The organism is Bradyrhizobium sp. cf659, from assembly GCF_900113725.1.
In the GTDB taxonomy this organism is placed as follows: Bacteria; Pseudomonadota; Alphaproteobacteria; order Rhizobiales; family Xanthobacteraceae; genus Bradyrhizobium.
Genome location: NZ_FOQJ01000003.1, coordinates 181,477 through 198,138, shown reverse-complemented (window position 1 = coordinate 198,138; position 16,662 = coordinate 181,477). Strand labels below are relative to the sequence as shown.

Genomic DNA, 16,662 nt, shown 5'->3' with positions numbered 1-16,662 from the left:
ATGAGCGACCCGATCCTCTCGGTTCACAATCTCGTCGGCGGCTACGGCAAGATGACGATCTTGAACGGCACGACGTTTTCCGTTCCGCAGGCCACCATCACCACCATCATCGGCCCCAACGGCGCCGGCAAATCGACCGTGTTCAAGGCGATCTTCGGCCTGCTCAAGCTGCGCGAGGGCAAGATCAGTTTTGCTGGTCGCGACATCACGAACTTGAGCCAGCGCGCGCTGCTCAATGCCGGCATCTGCTACGTGCCGCAGGGCCGCAACATCTTCCCCGAGCTGTCGGTGCGCCACAACATCGAACTCGGCGGCGTCGCCGCCGGCAAGGGTCTCGACCTGCCCAGGCGGATCGAGGCGGCCCTCGACCTGTTTCCGGCGCTGCGCCGCAAGTCGGCACAGCAGGCCTCCACGCTCTCCGGCGGCGAGCAGAAGCAGCTCGAGATCGCCCGCTCGCTGCTGCTCGAGCCAAAGCTGGTGCTGATCGACGAGCCCTCGATCGGCCTGTCGCCGCTGATGGTGCAGCAGACCTTCGACATCCTCAAGAGCCTGCGCGACCGCGGCGTCACCATCCTGATGATCGAGCAGAACGCGCGCTCGGCGCTGGAGATCTCCGATATCGGCATCGTGCTCGAACTCGGCCAGACCCGCATGGTCGACGGCGCGAAGCGCATCCTGAACGATCCGCGCATCGGCCAGCTTTTCCTCGGCGGCGCCATGGAGGAGACCGCAGCATGAGCGCGCGAATGCGCATCGCCGTTGCCGGCGCCGGCCTGATCGGCCGCCGTCATGTCGAATTGATCGCGGCATCGCCGGACTGCGAGCTCTCAGGCATCGCCGACCCCTCGCCTGCCGCGAAGGAATATGCGCAAGCGCGCAATACGCCCTGGTATGCCGACCACCGCGCATTGCTGGAGCAGGAAAAGCCCGACGGCCTCATCATCGCCTCACCCAACACGCTGCACCTGCCGATGGCGCTGGATTGCGCGGCGGCGGGCGTGCCTGCGCTGATCGAGAAGCCGGTGACGGACACGGTTGCCACCGCGCAGCGTCTCTGCGCCGCCGCCAAGCGAACCGGCGTTCCGATGCTGGTCGGCCACCATCGCCGGCACAATCCGATCATCAAGGCCGCGCGCGAGGCCGTCGCAACCGGCCGGCTCGGCCAGCTCACCGCCGTGGTCGGGCTGTGGCTGCTCAGGAAGCCCGACGATTATTTCGAGGTGGCCTGGCGGCGAGAGCAGGGCGGCGGGCCGCTGCTCATCAACCTCATCCATGACATCGACAACCTCCGCTTCATCTGCGGCGAGATCGCCGAGGTGCAGGCGCTGACCTCGAACAGGGCCCGCGGCTTCGCCGTCGAGGACACCGCGGCGTTGCTGCTGCGCTTCGCGGGTGGCGCGCTGGGGACGGTGACCGTGTCGGATGCGACGCCGGCGCCATGGAGCTGGGAACTGACATCGGGCGAGAACGCCGCTTATCCCAAACAGGACCAGCCCTGCTACATCTTCTCCGGCACCGCGGGATCACTGTCGGTACCAAACATGGAGCTGTGGTCCTATGCGCAGCAGCCCGGCTGGTACGCGCCGCTGTCGCGCGAGACCGTTGCACCGGCCGCCTTCGATCCGCTGGTCGAGCAGCTCCGGCATTTCTGCGCGGTCATTGCAGGCCGCGAACAGCCGCTGATCTCAGCCGAAGACGCGATGGGAACGCTCGCCGTCGTCGAAGCCGTCAGCGAGGCCGCGCGCACGGGCCAGACAATCTCACCGGGGCGGATCATGGAGCAGGCAGCATGAACAAGCGCTCGATCGCCACCGTCTCTCTCTCAGGCGCCCTCGACGAAAAGCTCCGCGCCATCGCAGCCGCCGGCTTCGACGCGGTCGAGATTTTCGAGAACGACCTGCTGTCGTTCGGCGCAGGCCCGCGCGACATCGCAAAGCTCTGCCGCGACCTCGATCTGGAAATCTGCGCGTTCCAGCCGTTCCGCGATTTCGAGGGCATGCCGGAGCCGCAGCGCGCGCGCAACTTTGCCCGCGCCGAACGCAAGTTCGATTTGATGCAGGAGCTCGGCACCGACCTGCTGCTGATCTGCTCCAACGTCTCCCCCAGCTCGCTCGGCGGCATCGACCGCGCCGCGGATGATTTTCGCGAGCTCGGCGATCGCGCGGCCAAGCGGGGCTTGCGCGTCGGCTACGAGGCGCTGGCGTGGGGCCGGCACGTCAACGACTACCGCGACGCCTGGGAGATCGTGCGGCGCGCCGATCACGCCGCGATCGGCGTCATCCTCGACAGTTTTCATGCGCTCGCCCCGGGCTTTCCAGTCCGCGCGATGGCCTCGATCCCCGGCGACAAGATTTTTCTGGTGCAGCTTGCCGATGCGCCGAAGCTCGAGCTCGACATTTTGTCGTGGAGCCGGCACTTCCGCTCGTTCCCCGGCCAGGGCGACCTGCCGGTCGGCGAATTCATGGCGGCGATCGCGGCGACCGGATATGCCGGGCCGCTGTCGCTGGAGATCTTCAACGACCAGTTCCGCGCCGGCTCGGCCGCGCAGACCGCCATCGACGGCCTCCGTTCGCTGATCCTGCTCGAGGACCAGCTTGCACCGGATTGGCCGAAGCTCGTCAGCGAGCCGCTGGCACCGAAAGCCAGGAGCCACGGCACCGGCTTCATCGAATTCGCCGTCAACGAGACCAAGGCGAGCGACCTCGCGCGCCTGTTCGGACAGCTCGGCTTCCGCAAGACCGGCAAGCATCGCAGCAAGGCGGTGGAGCGCTGGTCGCAGGGCAAGGTCGAGCTCGTGATCAATTGCGAGACCGACGGCTTTGCGCATTCGCACTACGTCACGCACGGCCCCGGCGTCTGCGCCATCGCGCTCGATGTCGACAATGCCGGCCTTGCCATGCAGCGCGCCGAGACGCTGAAGGCGCGCACCTTCTACCAGCCGGTCGGGCCGGGCGAGCTCGAGATCCCCGCGATCCACGGCGTCGGCGGCAGCCTTCTTTATTTCCTCGATCAGGCCGGCAAGAACTGGGACACCGATTTCGAACCGGTTGCGAGCGAGGCGCGTGCGGACGCGCTGCTCGCCGTCGACCACATCGCGCAGTCGATGCCCTATGACGAGATGCTGTCCTGGCTGCTGTTCTACACCGGCATCCTCGACCTCAGGCGGCTGCCGCAGATGGAGATCGCCGATCCCAGAGGCCTCGTGCAGAGCCAGGCCATCATCAACGGCGACCAGAGCCTGCGTTTCGTGCTCAACGGCTCCTCCGCCAACCGCACCCTGCCGGCCCGCTTCATCTCGGAGTTCTTCGGCTCGGGCGTGCAGCACGTCGCGTTTGCGTGCCGGGACATCTTTGCAGCGGTCGCCGCGATGCGCGCCCGAGGCGCGGACTTTCTGGATATTCCCGACAATTATTACGACGACATCGAAGCCAAATACGACCTCGCGCCCGACCTGATGGCGCAGCTGCGTGCCAACCACATCCTCTACGACCGCGAGGGCGACGGCGAGTTCTTCCAGGTCTACACCCACATCTTCGACGAGCGCTTCTTCTTCGAGATCGTCGAGCGAAGGAACTATCAGGGGTTTGGCGCGGCCAATGCCGGGATCAGGCTTGCGGCGCAATCGCGCGAAGTGCGGCCCGCGAGCATGCCGCGGGTGTAGGCCTTCGCCTCTCCCCGCCTGCGGGGAGAGGCCGGAATTCAAGCACAGCTTGAATTCCGGGTGAGGGGGAGTCTCCGCGAGTCTCATGACAATCAGGAGCAACGGCCGCTCAACACGTCATTGCGAGCGCAGCGAAGCAAACCAGAATCCTTCCGCGGAAAGACTCTGGATGCTTCGCTGCGCTCGCAATGACGAGGAGAGTGCGCGGGAATACGGTAACGGGATCGTCCGTGGCGAGAGCCCCTCACCCCAACCCTCTCCCCGCAAGCGGGGAGAGGGGGAAGGCAGACCTCACTTCATCTGGCACTTCTGATGGAAGCGATCCTGGTCGTTCTCGACGATGGTCGCGACCGTCTTCAGCGCGAGCTGGCCGTCGGCATCCTTGACCACGTCCTGGAGATAGAAGCTCTGCACGGGGATGTGGTTGTTGCCGTATTTGAACGCACCGCGCAGCGACTTGAAGTTGGCCTTCTCCATCTCGGCCTTCATCGCGTCCTTCTTGCTGGTGTCGCCCTTCACCGCGACCACCGCGCTGTTGATGAGCTGGGCGGCGTCATAGGATTGCGCGCCGTAGAAGCTCGGCCGCAGGCCGGTATACTTCTTGCGGTAATCAGCGACGTAGCGCTTGTTTTCCTCGTTCGGCAGGTCGTTCACCCATTGCTGCGCGCCGGGAACGCCGAGCGCGTTGTCCTTCTGGAGCGGCAGCGACAATTCGTCGATGGTGAAGGCGGTGTAGAGCGGGATCTGCTGCTTCAGGCCGGCCTGGGTATACTGGTTGAGGAACTGCACGCCCGCCGCACCCGGATAGAACACGAAGATGGCGTCCGCCTTGGAGTTACGCGCCTTGGAGAGCTCGGCGGAGAAGTCGAGCTGGCTCGGCCACACCGTATACTCCTCGCCGATCACCTGGCCCTTGAACGTGCTCTTCACGCCGGCCAGCATGTCCTTGCCCGCCGCATAGTTCGGCCCGATCAGGAAGACGCTCTTGATGCCCTTCTGGTTCATGTAGAGGCCCATCGCCTGCGGCGTCTGGTCGTTCTGCCAGGAGGTCGAGAACACGTAAGGCGAGCAGAGCTCGCCGGCGAGCTGCGACGGGCCGGCATTGGCCGAGATCAGGAAGGTCTGCGAGTCGACCGCGGTCTTCAGCGAAGCCAGCAGCACGTTCGACCAGATGTAACCGACGATGAAATCGACCTTGTCGGACTGCACCAGCTTCTCGGTCTTCTGCTTGCCCACGTCGGGCTTCTGCCCGTCGTCCTCGTAGATCACCTCGACCGGCTTGCCGTCCATCTTGCGGCCGAGATGATCCAGCGCCAGCTCGAACGAGTTGCGCATGTCGTTGCCGATCACGGCGGTCGGGCCGCTGAAGGTCGAGACGAAACCGATCTTGATGGTGTCGCCGGCGAATGCCGGGCTTGCCAGCACCAGCGCTGCTGCGCCCGCCAGCCAGAATGCCGTCCTCATAACCACTCCCCTCCTTATTATTGATCCCGGAAACGGGGTGATTGCCGCCCCGGGCCTGTCTCTATTGAACGCAAAATCTGTCGAGCCGCCAATGGCTCAGCGCCCGTCCCTGCACCATATTTCGCGCTCATCGGCGATGGCAAGAAATATAATTCTACTCACTTCGGCCACGGCCTGGTCCAAGGCTGCGGCACTTTTTCGCGGACCTCGATATACGCCGCCTATTCCCCAATTGATGACGGCTATTGGACCGCGGGCCACTTTCCGCACTTAAATGAAGCAGAGAAGCAGCGAGAGTCGAGGGCGCATCATGACCACCACACCCCATCGCGTCGTCATCGTCGGCGCCGGCTTCGGCGGGCTGGAGGCGACCTACCGGCTCGCGGGCGCCCCGGTCGACATCACGCTGATCGACCGCCGCAACCATCATCTGTTCCAGCCGCTGCTCTACCAGGTCGCCACCGCCTCGCTTGCCACCAGCGAGATCGCCTGGCCGGTGCGGCATCTCATGCGCGACCGGCGCGAGGTGACGACGTTGTTCGCGACCGTAAGCGGCGTCGATGCGACAAGGCGCTGCGTGTTGATCGACGACGGCAGCGAGGTGCCCTACGACACGCTGGTGCTCGCAACCGGCGCGCGTCACGCCTATTTCGGCCATGACGAGTGGGAGCAGTTCGCGCCGGGCCTGAAGACGCTGGAGGACGGGACCACGCTGCGCCGTCACATCCTGGTGGCATTCGAGCGCGCCGAACGCGAGACCGATCCGGCGCGGCGCGCAGCGCGGCTCACCTTCGTCATCGTCGGCGCCGGCCCGACCGGCGTCGAGCTCGCCGGCACCATCGCGGAGATGGCGCACCACACCCTGCCGGGCGACTTTCGCAACATCGATACGACCAAGGCGCGCGTCGTGCTGATCGAGGCCGGGCCGCGCGTGCTCGCCGGCTTCGCCGACGACCTCTCGGCTTACGCGCAGGCCTCGCTGGAGAAGATCGGCGTCGAGGTCGTGCTGGGACAGCCCGTCACCGAGATCAATCGTGAGGGCGTGGTGTTCGGCGGCAAGCTGCTCGAGGCAAAGACAAGAATCTGGGCCGCGGGCGTGCGCGCTTCGCCAGCCGCCGAATGGCTCGGCGCGCCGGCCGATCGCGCCGGACGCGTACAGGTCGAAGACGACCTGACGATTCCAGGTCATCCCGAAATCTTTGCGATCGGTGATACCGTCAGCATCAACGCCTGGGAGGGCAAGCCGGTCCCCGGCATCGCCCCGGCCGCCAAGCAGCAGGGAAAGCATGTCGCCGAGACCATCAAGGCGCGGCTACGCGGCGCTGCGACGGGCCCATTCCGCTACAAGCACGCCGGCAGCCTCGCGCAGATCGGCAAACGCCTTGCCGTGATCGACTTCGGCCGCATCAAGCTGCGCGGCACGATCGCGTGGTGGATCTGGGGCATCGCCCACATCTACTTCCTCATCGGCCTCCGCCACCGCCTCAGCGTCGCCCTCAGCTGGCTCTGGATCTACGCGCGCGACCAGCGCGCCGCGCGGCTGATCACGCAGGGCAGCAGCAAGGTGGTGGGGTGACGGCTCGCTTCCTTCTCCCCTTGTGGGAGAAGGTGGCGCGAAGCGCCGGATGAGGGGTTCTCTCCACTCGCTATACCATTCGTGAGGAGAGAGACCCCTCACCCGGCTTCGCTTCGCGAAGCCACCCTCTCCCACAGGGGGAGAGGGTGCAGCGCTCGCGGCAGCTACCTCACCAGCTCGCACCCGCCTTCCGCCAACGGCCGAAACGCCTGCTCCGCCGGGATCGTCGAGACCAGCTTGTAATAATCGTACGGGTACTTCGACTCCTCCGGCTTCTTCACCTCGAACAGGTACATGGGATGCACGACGCGGCCGTCCTGGCGGATGACGGTGTCGCCGAACAGCTTGTCCTTGCCCCTGAACTTCTTCATCTCGGGCACCGCGTCCTTGGCGTTGTCACTGCCGGTCGCCGCGACGGCGTTGAGATAGGCGAGCGTGGAGGCATAGACGCCGGCCTGGTTGCCGCTCGGCATCTTGCCGTTCATCCCCGGCCGCGCACCGAAGCGCTTGGCAAACGCGCGGGTATCGTCGTTCATGTCCCAGTAGAAGGCCTCCATGAGCTGCAAGCCCTGCGCGACCTTGATGCCCATGCCGTGGACGTCGTTGATGAAGAGCAGGAAGGCGACGAGCTTCTGCCCGCTTTGCTGGATGCCGAACTCCGCGGCCTGTTTCACCGCGTTGATGGTGTCGCCGCCGGCATTGGCAAGGCCGATCACCTGCGCCTTCGAGTTCTGCGCCTGCAACAGGAAGGAGGCAAAGTCCGACGTGCCGAGCGGGTGCTTCGAGGAGCCGATCACCTTGCCGCCATGCGCCTCGATATATTTCTGCGCTTCGGCCTCGATGCCCTTGCCGAGCGCGAAATCGACCGTGAGGAAGTACCAGTCCTTGCCGCCGCGCGACACCATCGCGGCCGCCGTGGTGTTGCCGGTCGCCCAGGTGTCGTTGACCCACTGGATGGTGTTGGGCGAGCAGGCCTTGCCGGTGAGATCCGAGCTCGCCGTGGACGACGCCAGGAAGGTCATGCGGCTGTCGCGGAGCAGCGTGTTGATGGAGAGGCCGACCGCAGAATTCGGCACGTCGACGACGGCGTCGACGCCTTCGACATCGAGCCATTTGCGCGCGATGGCGTTGCCGACATCGGCCTTGTTCTGGTGGTCGGCATAGACGATCTCGACCTTGATGCCTTTGCCGCCGCCGTTGAAATCCTCGGCCGCCATGCGCGCGGCCTCGACCGAGCCCATGCCGTTGGTGTCCTGGAAGATGCCGGAGATGTCATTGAGCACGCCGATACGCACGACGTTGTCGGAGATTTCGGCGCTTGCCACGCTGCTCACGAGGCTTGCGGCCAGCGCGAGCGTCCATTTCAGGTGTTTCATTATTCCCTCCCCTTTGCGTGTCGCGCCGGTCGTCGCCGGCACGTTCTGGAATTCAGACCTGTCGTTCCGGCAGTCTCAGCACCAGTCCGTCGAGCGCGGGCGTGATCATGATCTGGCAGGACAGCCGGCTGTTCGGCAGCCGCTCGGCGGCGGTGCCGTCGAGCAGCGCGTCTTCGTCATCAGCGATCGCGGGCAGGCGCGCGAGCCAGGCTTCGTCGACATAGACGTGACAGGTCGCGCACATGGCATTGCCGCCGCACTCGGCCAGGATGCCGTCGAGACCATGGCGGGTCGCGGCCTGCATGGCGCTTTCGCCGCCTGAGGTCTCGACGCGGTCGGACTTGCCGTCGGCATGGATGAAGGTAATGGCGGGCATCGAGGCTCCTCGTCAGGCCGGGGTGATGGTGACGGGCAGGCTGTCGAGCCCGCGCAGCGTGTTGTTGAAGCGGCGTTTCGGCTCGCCCGTGATCTCGATCTTCGCGATGCGCCGCGCCAGCGCCGTCAGCATCACCTCGCCCTCGAGGCGCGCGACGAGCTGGCCGACGCACATGTGGATGCCGGAGCCGAAGCCGACATGGCCGGAGGAGCGGCGGGTGATGTCGTAGCTGTCGGGCTTGTCCCAGCGGCGCGGATCGCGATTGGCGGCAGCGAGGAACATCAGCACCTTCTCACCTTCGCCGATGCTCGCACCTGACAGTTCGACCTCACGCGTGGTGGTGCGGAAAAAGGTCTGCACCGGGCTTTCGAAACGAACCGCTTCCTCGAAGGCGCTGCGCGCGAGCGTGAGGTCGCCGCGCAGGCGCTGCCATTGATCCGGAAAGCGCGCGAGGCAATAGACGGCCGCGCCGATGCCGTTGACGGTGGTGTCGAGGCCGGCCGAGAGCAGCGAGCGCACCAGCAGCGGCGCTTCGGTGGCGGTGATCGCGCCCTCGTCGACCTGGGCATGAATGCAGGCGCCGAACCCGCCGGGCGCGAGGTTCTCGCGCTGGCATTGCTCGGCGACATAGGCCTGGTGGGGCGTCGACCGCGCGATCGCCTCCTGGCGCAGCTGGTTGGGCGGCCCGAACGCGTTGAATACGACGCTCGCATAGGGAATCAGATGCTCGCGTCCTTCGGATTTCAGCCCGAGCGCATCCGGGAAGATCGACAGCGGATAGGCCTCGGCGAGGTCGGTGATCGCATCGAAGCTGCGCCTTTCGATCAGCGCGTCCACCCGTTCCTCCGCCGCCGCGGCAAAGCGGTCGCGCACCTGCTTCATCACGGTCGGCGACAGCACCTTCGACAGCACGGCGCGGGTGCGGGTATGCGCCGGCGGATCGGCCTCGAGGATCAGGCTCGGCGGCCGCCACGGCGTCTCCTTCTTGAAATCAGAGAGGCCGACGCCACGGCTGGAGCAGAACGTCGTGGGATCGTTCAGCACGGCATGGACCTCGGCATAGCGCGCCACGCCATAGACGTTCCACTTGTCGAGATAGACCACCGGGCCCGCCTCCCGCAGCAGCTCGTGCGTGGGATAGGGGTCGGCAAAAAAATTCATGTCGAAGGGATCGACGTCGAGATGCGGGACGCCGGTGACAGGGGAGCCAGATGCGCTCATTGAAGTCCTCCCTCATTTTGATCTTGTGAAAGGGCCGCGCTTGCCCTTAGGTCTTCGGGCACCTCGCGAGTCAAAAACCCGATATGCCGCCGTCTTCGACCAGAGCCCGCCAAAAGCCCGCGCCCGCCGAGACCGGGCCGACGCTCGATCTCGACCGTTACGTCCCGGCCTTCATCACCTTCATCGCCAACAAGCTCTCGAACAGCGCGACCGCGTTCTACCAGCGAGAGTTCGGCGTCAACGTCACGGAATGGCGGATCATGTCGCTGCTGGCGATCGAGCCCGGCATTCCCGCCTCGCGGATCTGCCACGTCATCGGTTTTGACAAGGGCCCGGTGAGCCGGACGCTGGCCGGCCTCGAGAAGCGCGGGCTGGTGTCGATCCGCACCGACCCGAATGACGGCCGCACCCATTCGATCGCGCTCACGGCGAGAGGCCGCGCCACCCATGACAAGGTCATCGTCGCGGCGTTCGAGCGCGAACGGCGCCTGCTGTCCTGCCTCAGCAAGGACGAGCGCGAGGTGCTGATCGATCTGCTCCGCCGGCTGCACGAGAATCTCGGCGCGGTGACGGACAGCAGCACCACCTGACGCACCGCGCGTGAAGCGCGCCGTATCGCCGCTTTCAGGCATGCGCGGGCATTTGCCCGCGGCACCAGTCCTGCCGAGCATTGTTTCCTCCGAGATCGGACGCGGCGGTTCCTCCACCGTCATCCTTGTCTGGAACGGTTCGCATAAATTAGTTGCTTAGGCAACAAAAGAATCAGGAAGGATATTGCGGCAGGCTGGCTGGCCTATTGGGCGAGCTGTCTCACACCCAGTTCGTCATTCCGGGGCGCGCGTAGCGCGAACCCGGAATCCATCGTGCAACAGCCCCTGCGGTGAAATAGATTCCGGGTTCGCGCCAAGAGGCGCGCCCCGGAATGACCGCGAGACGAGCTGCCCTGCCCTATTATGCTGCTGCGTCATCGTCTCGATGAGACGCCGCATCGGGGTCAACTCACCCGACGCACCCGACCCACTCGACCGCCGCATCATCATTCAACCGCGCCACCGCCTCGGCACGGCGCGTCAGCACGGCGCGCTGGTTGATGTAGCCCTTGTCGGTGATCTCGCCGCCGTCCACCGATGGCGGCTCAGCGAGCAGCAGCGCACGCGTGGCGTGGCCGGAGGAATTGGCACCCTGCTGCTTCAGCTTCGCGAGGCCCTGTGCGATCGCGGCCCTGACCTTGTCATCTGCCAGCACATCATTCACATCAGCCGTCTCCGGCAGACCGGCATGTGTGCGGCACGCCGCGATGTTCGGGAACACCAGGAAGCGCACCTCGTCGCCGCCGTGACCGGCGACGACGATATCCTGCGCGAACGGCGCCAGCGCGGCGATGCCGGCGAGGCGCAGCGTGCCGACGCTGACCCAGGTGCCGGAATTGAGCTTGAAGTCTTCCGCGACGCGGCCGTCGAAGAACAGGCCGCGTTCCGGCCGCTCGCTATCAGCAAGCTTCACCGCGTCCCCGATGAGATAGAAGCCCTCCTCGTCGAACGCCTGCCTGGTCAGCTCGGGCGCCTTCCAGTAACCCGGCGTGACGTTGGGGCCGCGCACGCGCACCTCCAGCTTGTCGCCGGAGGTGACGAGCTTCAGCTCGGTGCCGGGTATCGGCACGCCGATATTGCCGGATCGTTCGGCGAGGAAATGGCAGTCGGTCGCCAACGGCGAGGTTTCCGTCGAGCCCCAGGCCGAGACCATCGGCAGCGGGCGGCCGACCGTCTGGATGGACAGTTGTTCGAGCGCGTCCCAGAGATTCTGCGGCAACGCGGCGCCGGCATAGAAGGCGAACTTCACCTCGCTGAAGAAGCGGCGGCGCAACGCTTCGTCGCCGCGCAGTGCTGCGATCAGCATGTCGAAGCCACGCGGCACATTGAAATAGACCGTCGGCATCACGCTCTTCAAGTTCGCGAGTGACGTCGCAAAGAGACCGGGCGCAGGCTTGCCGCCGTCGATATAGAGCGAGCCGCCGTTGCGCAGCACGAGGTTGAAATTGTGGTTGGCGCCGAAGGTGTGGCTCCAGGGCAGCCAGTCGAGAATGACGAGATCGCTGTCAGCCTGTTCGAGGAAGGTCCAGGTCTGCGCCTTGGCCTGCTGGCTGGAGGTCAGCATGCGCTGGGTGTTGATGACGGCTTTCGGCGTGCCGGTCGAGCCGGAGGTGAAGAGGAATTTTGCGATCGTGTCCGGCGTCACCGCGGCAAAGGCTTTCGTGACGTCGGCAATTTCGGGCGTTGCCGCAACGGTGCTGAAGGCGAGTGCGTCGGCGTCATCGCCGTTGCCGCTGATGATCTGCGCGCGGTGCAGCGGCTTGATCGCGGCCAGCGCCGCCGCGAACGGCTTCGTCGCGGCGACGTAGATCGCGCCCGGCTCGAGCAGCGCGATCATGCTCTTGAGCTTGTCGAAATCCCTGGACATCAGCGAATAGGCCGGCGAGATCGCGGCGGAGGGCACGCCGACATGCTGCGCGGCCAGCGCGAGCAGCGCATGGTCGATGCTGTTGTCGGAGAGGATCACGAGCGGGCGTTCGGCGCCGAGGCCTTGCGCCAGGATCCAGGACGCCGCGCCACGCACCTGGCGCAATGCCTGCGCATAGGTGACGGTGGTCCATGGCGCTTCGACATTGCCGCGCTCGGCAAGGAAGATCGCATCGGGCGTCTGCAGCGCCCATTGCTCCAGCCAGTCGCCGATGCAGCGCGCGCTGTCGCGCAACGGTTCGGGCGAGCGCAGCACGATGCTGCCGTCGGCGCGATGCTCGGCGATCGTCTTCGGCGCTGCGAACAGACTTGACGCGTCACCGCGTAAGGCGGCTGTCATGTGTTTCCTCCTCCGCCCGGATCGGGATCGGTCGCAGCCTCGTTCCGGACTGCTTTGGCCATAATGTTGGGCACGACAATTGTTGTCGTCAACAACAATCTTTCGCTCGAGCCATCGAGACGCTAGGCTCCCTTCTCCCTCTCCCCGCTTGCGGGGAGAGGGTCGGGGTGAGGGGGAGTCTCTGCGAGGACGGTAACAGTTGGACTCGCGGAGAGCCCCCCTCACCCGGATCGCATCTTGCGATGCGATCCGGCCTCTCCCCGCAAGCGGGGAGAGGCGAAAGGGATGCGGCGATGTTTACGGAGACGATGCGTGGATAGAGCAATCCATCGAGAGACAGGCAGCCTGCCACGCAAACGCGCCGGCAACGGCGCGGCGCGGCGGAACGACGCCGACCAGATCGGGCTCGACGCGCTGGTCGGACACGCCGGCTATGCGGTGCGGCGCTTCCAGATCTGGATCTTTCAGGACTTCATCAAGACGCTCGGCGGGGTCGACATCCGGCCGACGCAATATTCGGTACTGACGGTGATCGGCGCCAATCCGGGCCTGTCGCAGATGGCAGTGGCCAATCGCCTCGGCATCGAGCGCGCTCGGCTGGTGCATCTGCTCGACAGCCTCGAACAGCGCAAATACGTGAAACGGATCAAGTCGAAGGCGGACCGGCGCTCGCACGCCCTGCATCTCACCGCGCAGGGCGAGACCGCGCTGGCGAAGTTCAAGCGGCTCGCTGCCGAGCACGAGCGGCATGTCGAGGCGAAGATCGGCAAGGAGAACCGGGAGCGGCTGCTCCAGATCCTCGCCGGCTTCACCTGATCCAGCCTGCCCAAAATTTGCGCAAGCGCCCGGAACAAGGCGCTGGCGCGACGGGCCGCCCGGCCGCCGAAATATCCCCCAAGCTACTGATCTCCCGATAGTATCCAAAGCATCCGCGCTGCCCGGATTCTGTACACAATGGCACATCGCTTGCTTCAATCCGGGTGAGGACCTGTTGCCGGAGTTTTGTCGCCATGAGGGCTGAAAATGGGGGCTGAGCAGCCTGAAACGATCGCCGCGATTGTGGCCGCGCATCGCGCGGGCACGCTCACGCCGGCACAGACGATCGCGCGCAGCTACCAGCGCATCCGCGACCACAACGATCCCGCCGTCTTCATCAGCCTGCGCGACGAGAAGGACGCGATCGCGGAGGCTGAAAAGCTTGCCGCGCGCGCGGATGCCGCCAGCCTGCCGCTCTACGGCGTCCCGGTCGCAGTGAAGGACAATATCGACGCGCTGGGATTTCCGACCACGGCGGCCTGCCCGGCCTTCTCCTACACCCCGCCGCACGACTCGACCGCGGTGGAGCGGCTGCGCGCCGCCGGTGCCATCATCATCGGCAAGACCAATCTCGACCAGTTCGCAACCGGCCTCGTCGGCGTGCGCTCGCCCTACGGCATTCCCAAGAATTCGATTCGCGAGGATCTGATTCCCGGCGGGTCGAGCTCGGGATCGGCCACCGCCGTCGGGGCCGGGCTGGTGCCGCTCACGCTCGGCACCGACACGGCCGGCAGCGGGCGCGTGCCGGCGATGCTGAACAACATCGTCGGGCTGAAGCCGAGCCTCGGCATGATCTCGACGGCGGGACTCGTGCCGGCCTGCCGCACGCTCGACTGCATCTCGGTCTTCGCCTTGACGGTGGACGATGCCGCGCTCGCGCTGTCGGTGATGGCGGGACCGGACCAGGCCGATCCGTTCTCGCGCGACCGGCCGCTTGGGGCGATCACGCCGTTTCCGGCAACCTTGCGCCTCGGCGTGCCGCGCAACGGGCAGCTGATCTTCTTCGGCGACAGGAAGGCGGAAGCAGCTTACGGCGAGGCGCTGAAGCGCTGGACCGCGCTCGGCGCAACGCTGGTCGAATTCGACCTCGAGCCGTTCTACGAGACGGCGCGGCTGCTCTATGAAGGTCCCTGGGTCGCCGAGCGCTATCTCGTGATCAAGAATCTGCTCGCCTCCGCACCCGATACGATCCATCCGGTGACGCGCGAGATCACCGCCGCCGGCGCGCGGCTGACGGCGGCAGACACCTTCTCCGCGCTCTATCGCCTGCAGGGCCTGCGCAGGATCGCCGAGCGCACCTTTGCCAATATCGACGCGCTGGTGCTGCCGACGGCGCCGACGGCGTATACGACCGCGCAGGTGCTCGCCAACCCGATCGAGCTCAACAGCCGGCTCGGCACCTACACCAATTTCGTCAATCTCCTCGACCTCTGCGGCCTCGCCGTGCCGGCATCGATGCGCGCCGACGGCATCCCGTTCGGCATCACGCTGCTGGCGCCCGCAGGACGCGATGCGCTGCTTGCGAGCATCGGCCGCGTGTTCCATGCGGATACCAAGCTGACCGTTGGTGCCAAGGGCGTGGCGCAACCTGCGCTCACCCCGCCTGCTGCAGGCGGCATCGACGAGATTCCGATCGCCGTCGTCGGCGCGCATCTGTCCGGCATGGCGCTGAACGGCGAGTTGAAGGCGCTGAACGGAAAGCTGATCGAGGCGACCAGGACAGCGGCGGACTACAAACTCTATGCGCTTCAGACCACGCCGCCGAAGCCGGGCATGCTGCGCGTGGAAGCAGGCAAGGGTTCTGCGATTGAACTCGAGATCTGGTCGCTGTCGTCGTCCGCATTCGGCAAGTTCGTCAACGCGATTCCGGCGCCGATGGCGATCGGCACTGTTCGCTTGGCGGATGGCCGCAGCGTGAAGGGGTTTCTCGTCGAGCCGGAGGTGCTGGGCGAGGCGCGCGACATCACGGCCTATGGCGGCTGGCGGAAGTTTATGGCGGAGGCCGCGACGGCGTGAATTCTACACCGTCGTCGTCCCGGACAAGCGCAGCGAAGCGGAGCGCCGATCCGGGACCCATACCCACAGGAAGTCGTTATGCGATGACTCGGAGTGGGCACTTTGCCTCACACTACTCCCTGTGGTTATGGGTCCCCGCCTTCGCGGGGACGACAGCGAGTGTGTAGCGGCAGAAACAACTACACCGACACCGCGTAGATCTCGTACTCCCCGCGCACCAGCTCGATATGCGCGCGCATGGCGGCGGCGGCGCCCTGCTTGTCGCCGCGCATGATGGCGACGACGACGCGGTCGTGCTCGGCCTGCGATTTGGCGAGACGGCCGAGGTTGCGGAACTGGGCACGGCGGAACGGCTGCACGCGCACGCGCGTCGCCAGCGTGATCTCGGCGATGTAGCCGTTCTGCGAGCCCGCATAGATCGCGTTGTGGAAGCGCTCGTTGACCTCGTGAAAACGATCGGGATTGCCGGTGTAGCTGAGGACACGCAGCTCTTCGTGGATGGCCTCCAGGCCGTGGCGCTCGGCGGCGGACATGCGCTCGGCGGCAAGGCCGGCGCACAGCGCCTCGAGCTCCGCCATCGCCTCGAACATGCTCTTCAGCCGTTCGATCGACGGCTGCGCCACCACCGCACCGCGATGAGGGCGTGCCTCGACGAGGCCGCTCGCCACCAGCTGGCGCAGCGCCTCGCGCACCGGCGTGCGCGAGACGTTGAAACGCCGCGCGATGTCGGTCTCGTCCAGCGGCGCGCCGGGAGCCAGTGCTCCGCGCACGATCTCGTCGGCAAGCTGAAGACGCAGCTCCTCGGCGCGGGTGACCTTCTGCACCGACGGCAGTGCCCGGTCGACGCGCGGCACCACCGGCTCGGCCGGCAGTGTTCCCTGCGGAAAGTCGTCAAGCGTCATACGATCAGGTCTCTTTCGACTCGTCGATGATGCTGACATGAGCGGCGACGACGCGCCAGCCCTCCGGGAAGCGAATCCAGGTCTGCATCTGCCGGCCGACCTTGCCGGGCGCCGTGTCGCGATAGAACAGGGTAGAGGCGACGGCCGCGTCGCGGCCATAGCTGCTGATGACGGTTTTCGCGGTGCGACGGTTGAGGCCGACCGGCGAGCGGCCGGCGCGGAAGCCGGAGATCGCCTCATAGCCATAGAGGTTCTCGCCGATGCCGTAGCGCAGCGTGCGGGGATCGTTGCGGAACAGCTCGCCGAGCACGGCGACATCGTTGGTGACGAGGGCCTGCTCATAGCGATCGAACGCGGCTTTCACTTCCGCGATCACGTCGGGGAGGTCGATCTCCATC

At 65.9% G+C, this 16,662-nt stretch carries 14 protein-coding genes; 7 read left to right on the top strand and 7 right to left on the bottom strand.

Annotation, left to right across the window (positions count from 1 at the left end; all coding sequences use genetic code 11):
• From BM118_RS14935 to BM118_RS14925, 3 genes are read left to right on the top strand one after another with little or no spacing between them, the layout of a single operon-like run.
• Entirely contained in the window at window positions 1-738 is a 738-nt protein-coding gene (locus tag BM118_RS14935) for an ABC transporter ATP-binding protein (protein WP_092186328.1), read from the top strand.
• Entirely contained in the window at window positions 735-1,793 is a 1,059-nt protein-coding gene (locus BM118_RS14930) for a Gfo/Idh/MocA family protein (RefSeq protein ID WP_092186327.1), read from the top strand. Before BM118_RS14935 ends, BM118_RS14930 begins: the two co-directional genes overlap by 4 nt.
• Window positions 1,790-3,661 (top strand): bifunctional sugar phosphate isomerase/epimerase/4-hydroxyphenylpyruvate dioxygenase family protein, encoded by a 1,872-nt coding sequence (locus BM118_RS14925; protein ID WP_092186326.1) that lies wholly within the window; start codon window positions 1,790-1,792, stop codon window positions 3,659-3,661. Before BM118_RS14930 ends, BM118_RS14925 begins: the two co-directional genes overlap by 4 nt.
• A gap of 291 nt (window positions 3,662-3,952) precedes the next feature.
• Here the strand turns inward: BM118_RS14925 and BM118_RS14920 are convergent, their stop codons facing one another.
• Complete coding sequence (locus BM118_RS14920) at window positions 3,953-5,125, bottom strand: ABC transporter substrate-binding protein (protein ID WP_092186325.1); 1,173 nt, start codon at window positions 5,123-5,125, stop codon at window positions 3,953-3,955.
• Window positions 5,126-5,435: 310 nt separating this feature from the next.
• Between BM118_RS14920 and BM118_RS14915 the strand changes: the two genes are divergently transcribed.
• The gene (locus BM118_RS14915; protein WP_167771067.1) at window positions 5,436-6,701 is read left to right on the top strand and encodes an NAD(P)/FAD-dependent oxidoreductase; all 1,266 of its coding nucleotides are present in this window, start codon (window positions 5,436-5,438) and stop codon (window positions 6,699-6,701) included.
• A 164-nt stretch (window positions 6,702-6,865) separates the two neighbouring features.
• Here the strand turns inward: BM118_RS14915 and BM118_RS14910 are convergent, their stop codons facing one another.
• The 3 genes from BM118_RS14910 to BM118_RS14900 are packed head-to-tail and all read right to left on the bottom strand — an operon-like array spanning window position 6,866 to window position 9,674.
• Window positions 6,866-8,077 carry an ABC transporter substrate-binding protein gene (locus tag BM118_RS14910; protein WP_092186323.1) on the bottom strand — a complete coding sequence of 404 codons (1,212 nt, stop codon included), beginning with the start codon at window positions 8,075-8,077 and terminating at the stop codon, window positions 6,866-6,868.
• A 52-nt stretch (window positions 8,078-8,129) separates the two neighbouring features.
• On the bottom strand, window positions 8,130-8,453 hold the full coding sequence (locus BM118_RS14905; RefSeq protein WP_092186322.1) for a 2Fe-2S iron-sulfur cluster-binding protein: 324 nt from the start codon (window positions 8,451-8,453) through the stop codon (window positions 8,130-8,132).
• A 12-nt stretch (window positions 8,454-8,465) separates the two neighbouring features.
• Complete coding sequence (locus tag BM118_RS14900; RefSeq protein ID WP_092186321.1) at window positions 8,466-9,674, bottom strand: cytochrome P450; 1,209 nt, start codon at window positions 9,672-9,674, stop codon at window positions 8,466-8,468.
• Window positions 9,675-9,757: 83 nt separating this feature from the next.
• Here BM118_RS14900 and BM118_RS14895 point away from each other — a divergent pair, with 83 nt between their 5' ends.
• Window positions 9,758-10,264, top strand: a complete 507-nt coding sequence (locus tag BM118_RS14895) for a MarR family winged helix-turn-helix transcriptional regulator (protein ID WP_092186320.1) — start codon at window positions 9,758-9,760, stop codon at window positions 10,262-10,264.
• Window positions 10,265-10,673: 409 nt separating this feature from the next.
• On the opposite strand, the gene BM118_RS14890 is transcribed toward BM118_RS14895, so the two are convergent.
• Entirely contained in the window at window positions 10,674-12,530 is a 1,857-nt protein-coding gene (locus tag BM118_RS14890) for a feruloyl-CoA synthase (protein WP_092186319.1), read from the bottom strand.
• Window positions 12,531-12,842: 312 nt separating this feature from the next.
• Between BM118_RS14890 and BM118_RS14885 the strand changes: the two genes are divergently transcribed.
• Complete coding sequence (locus BM118_RS14885) at window positions 12,843-13,346, top strand: MarR family winged helix-turn-helix transcriptional regulator (protein ID WP_092186318.1); 504 nt, start codon at window positions 12,843-12,845, stop codon at window positions 13,344-13,346.
• 207 nt (window positions 13,347-13,553) lie between these two features.
• Window positions 13,554-15,362 (top strand): allophanate hydrolase, encoded by a 1,809-nt coding sequence (atzF, locus tag BM118_RS14880; protein WP_092186317.1) that lies wholly within the window; start codon window positions 13,554-13,556, stop codon window positions 15,360-15,362.
• A gap of 179 nt (window positions 15,363-15,541) precedes the next feature.
• Here the strand turns inward: atzF and BM118_RS14875 are convergent, their stop codons facing one another.
• The gene (locus BM118_RS14875) at window positions 15,542-16,264 is read right to left on the bottom strand and encodes a GntR family transcriptional regulator (protein ID WP_177234333.1); all 723 of its coding nucleotides are present in this window, start codon (window positions 16,262-16,264) and stop codon (window positions 15,542-15,544) included.
• Window positions 16,265-16,268: 4 nt separating this feature from the next.
• A complete protein-coding gene (gene hpxZ / locus BM118_RS14870; RefSeq protein WP_092186315.1) occupies window positions 16,269-16,661 on the bottom strand; it encodes an oxalurate catabolism protein HpxZ in 393 nt (130 codons plus the stop codon).
• Between the last annotated feature and the right edge of the window lies 1 nt (window position 16,662).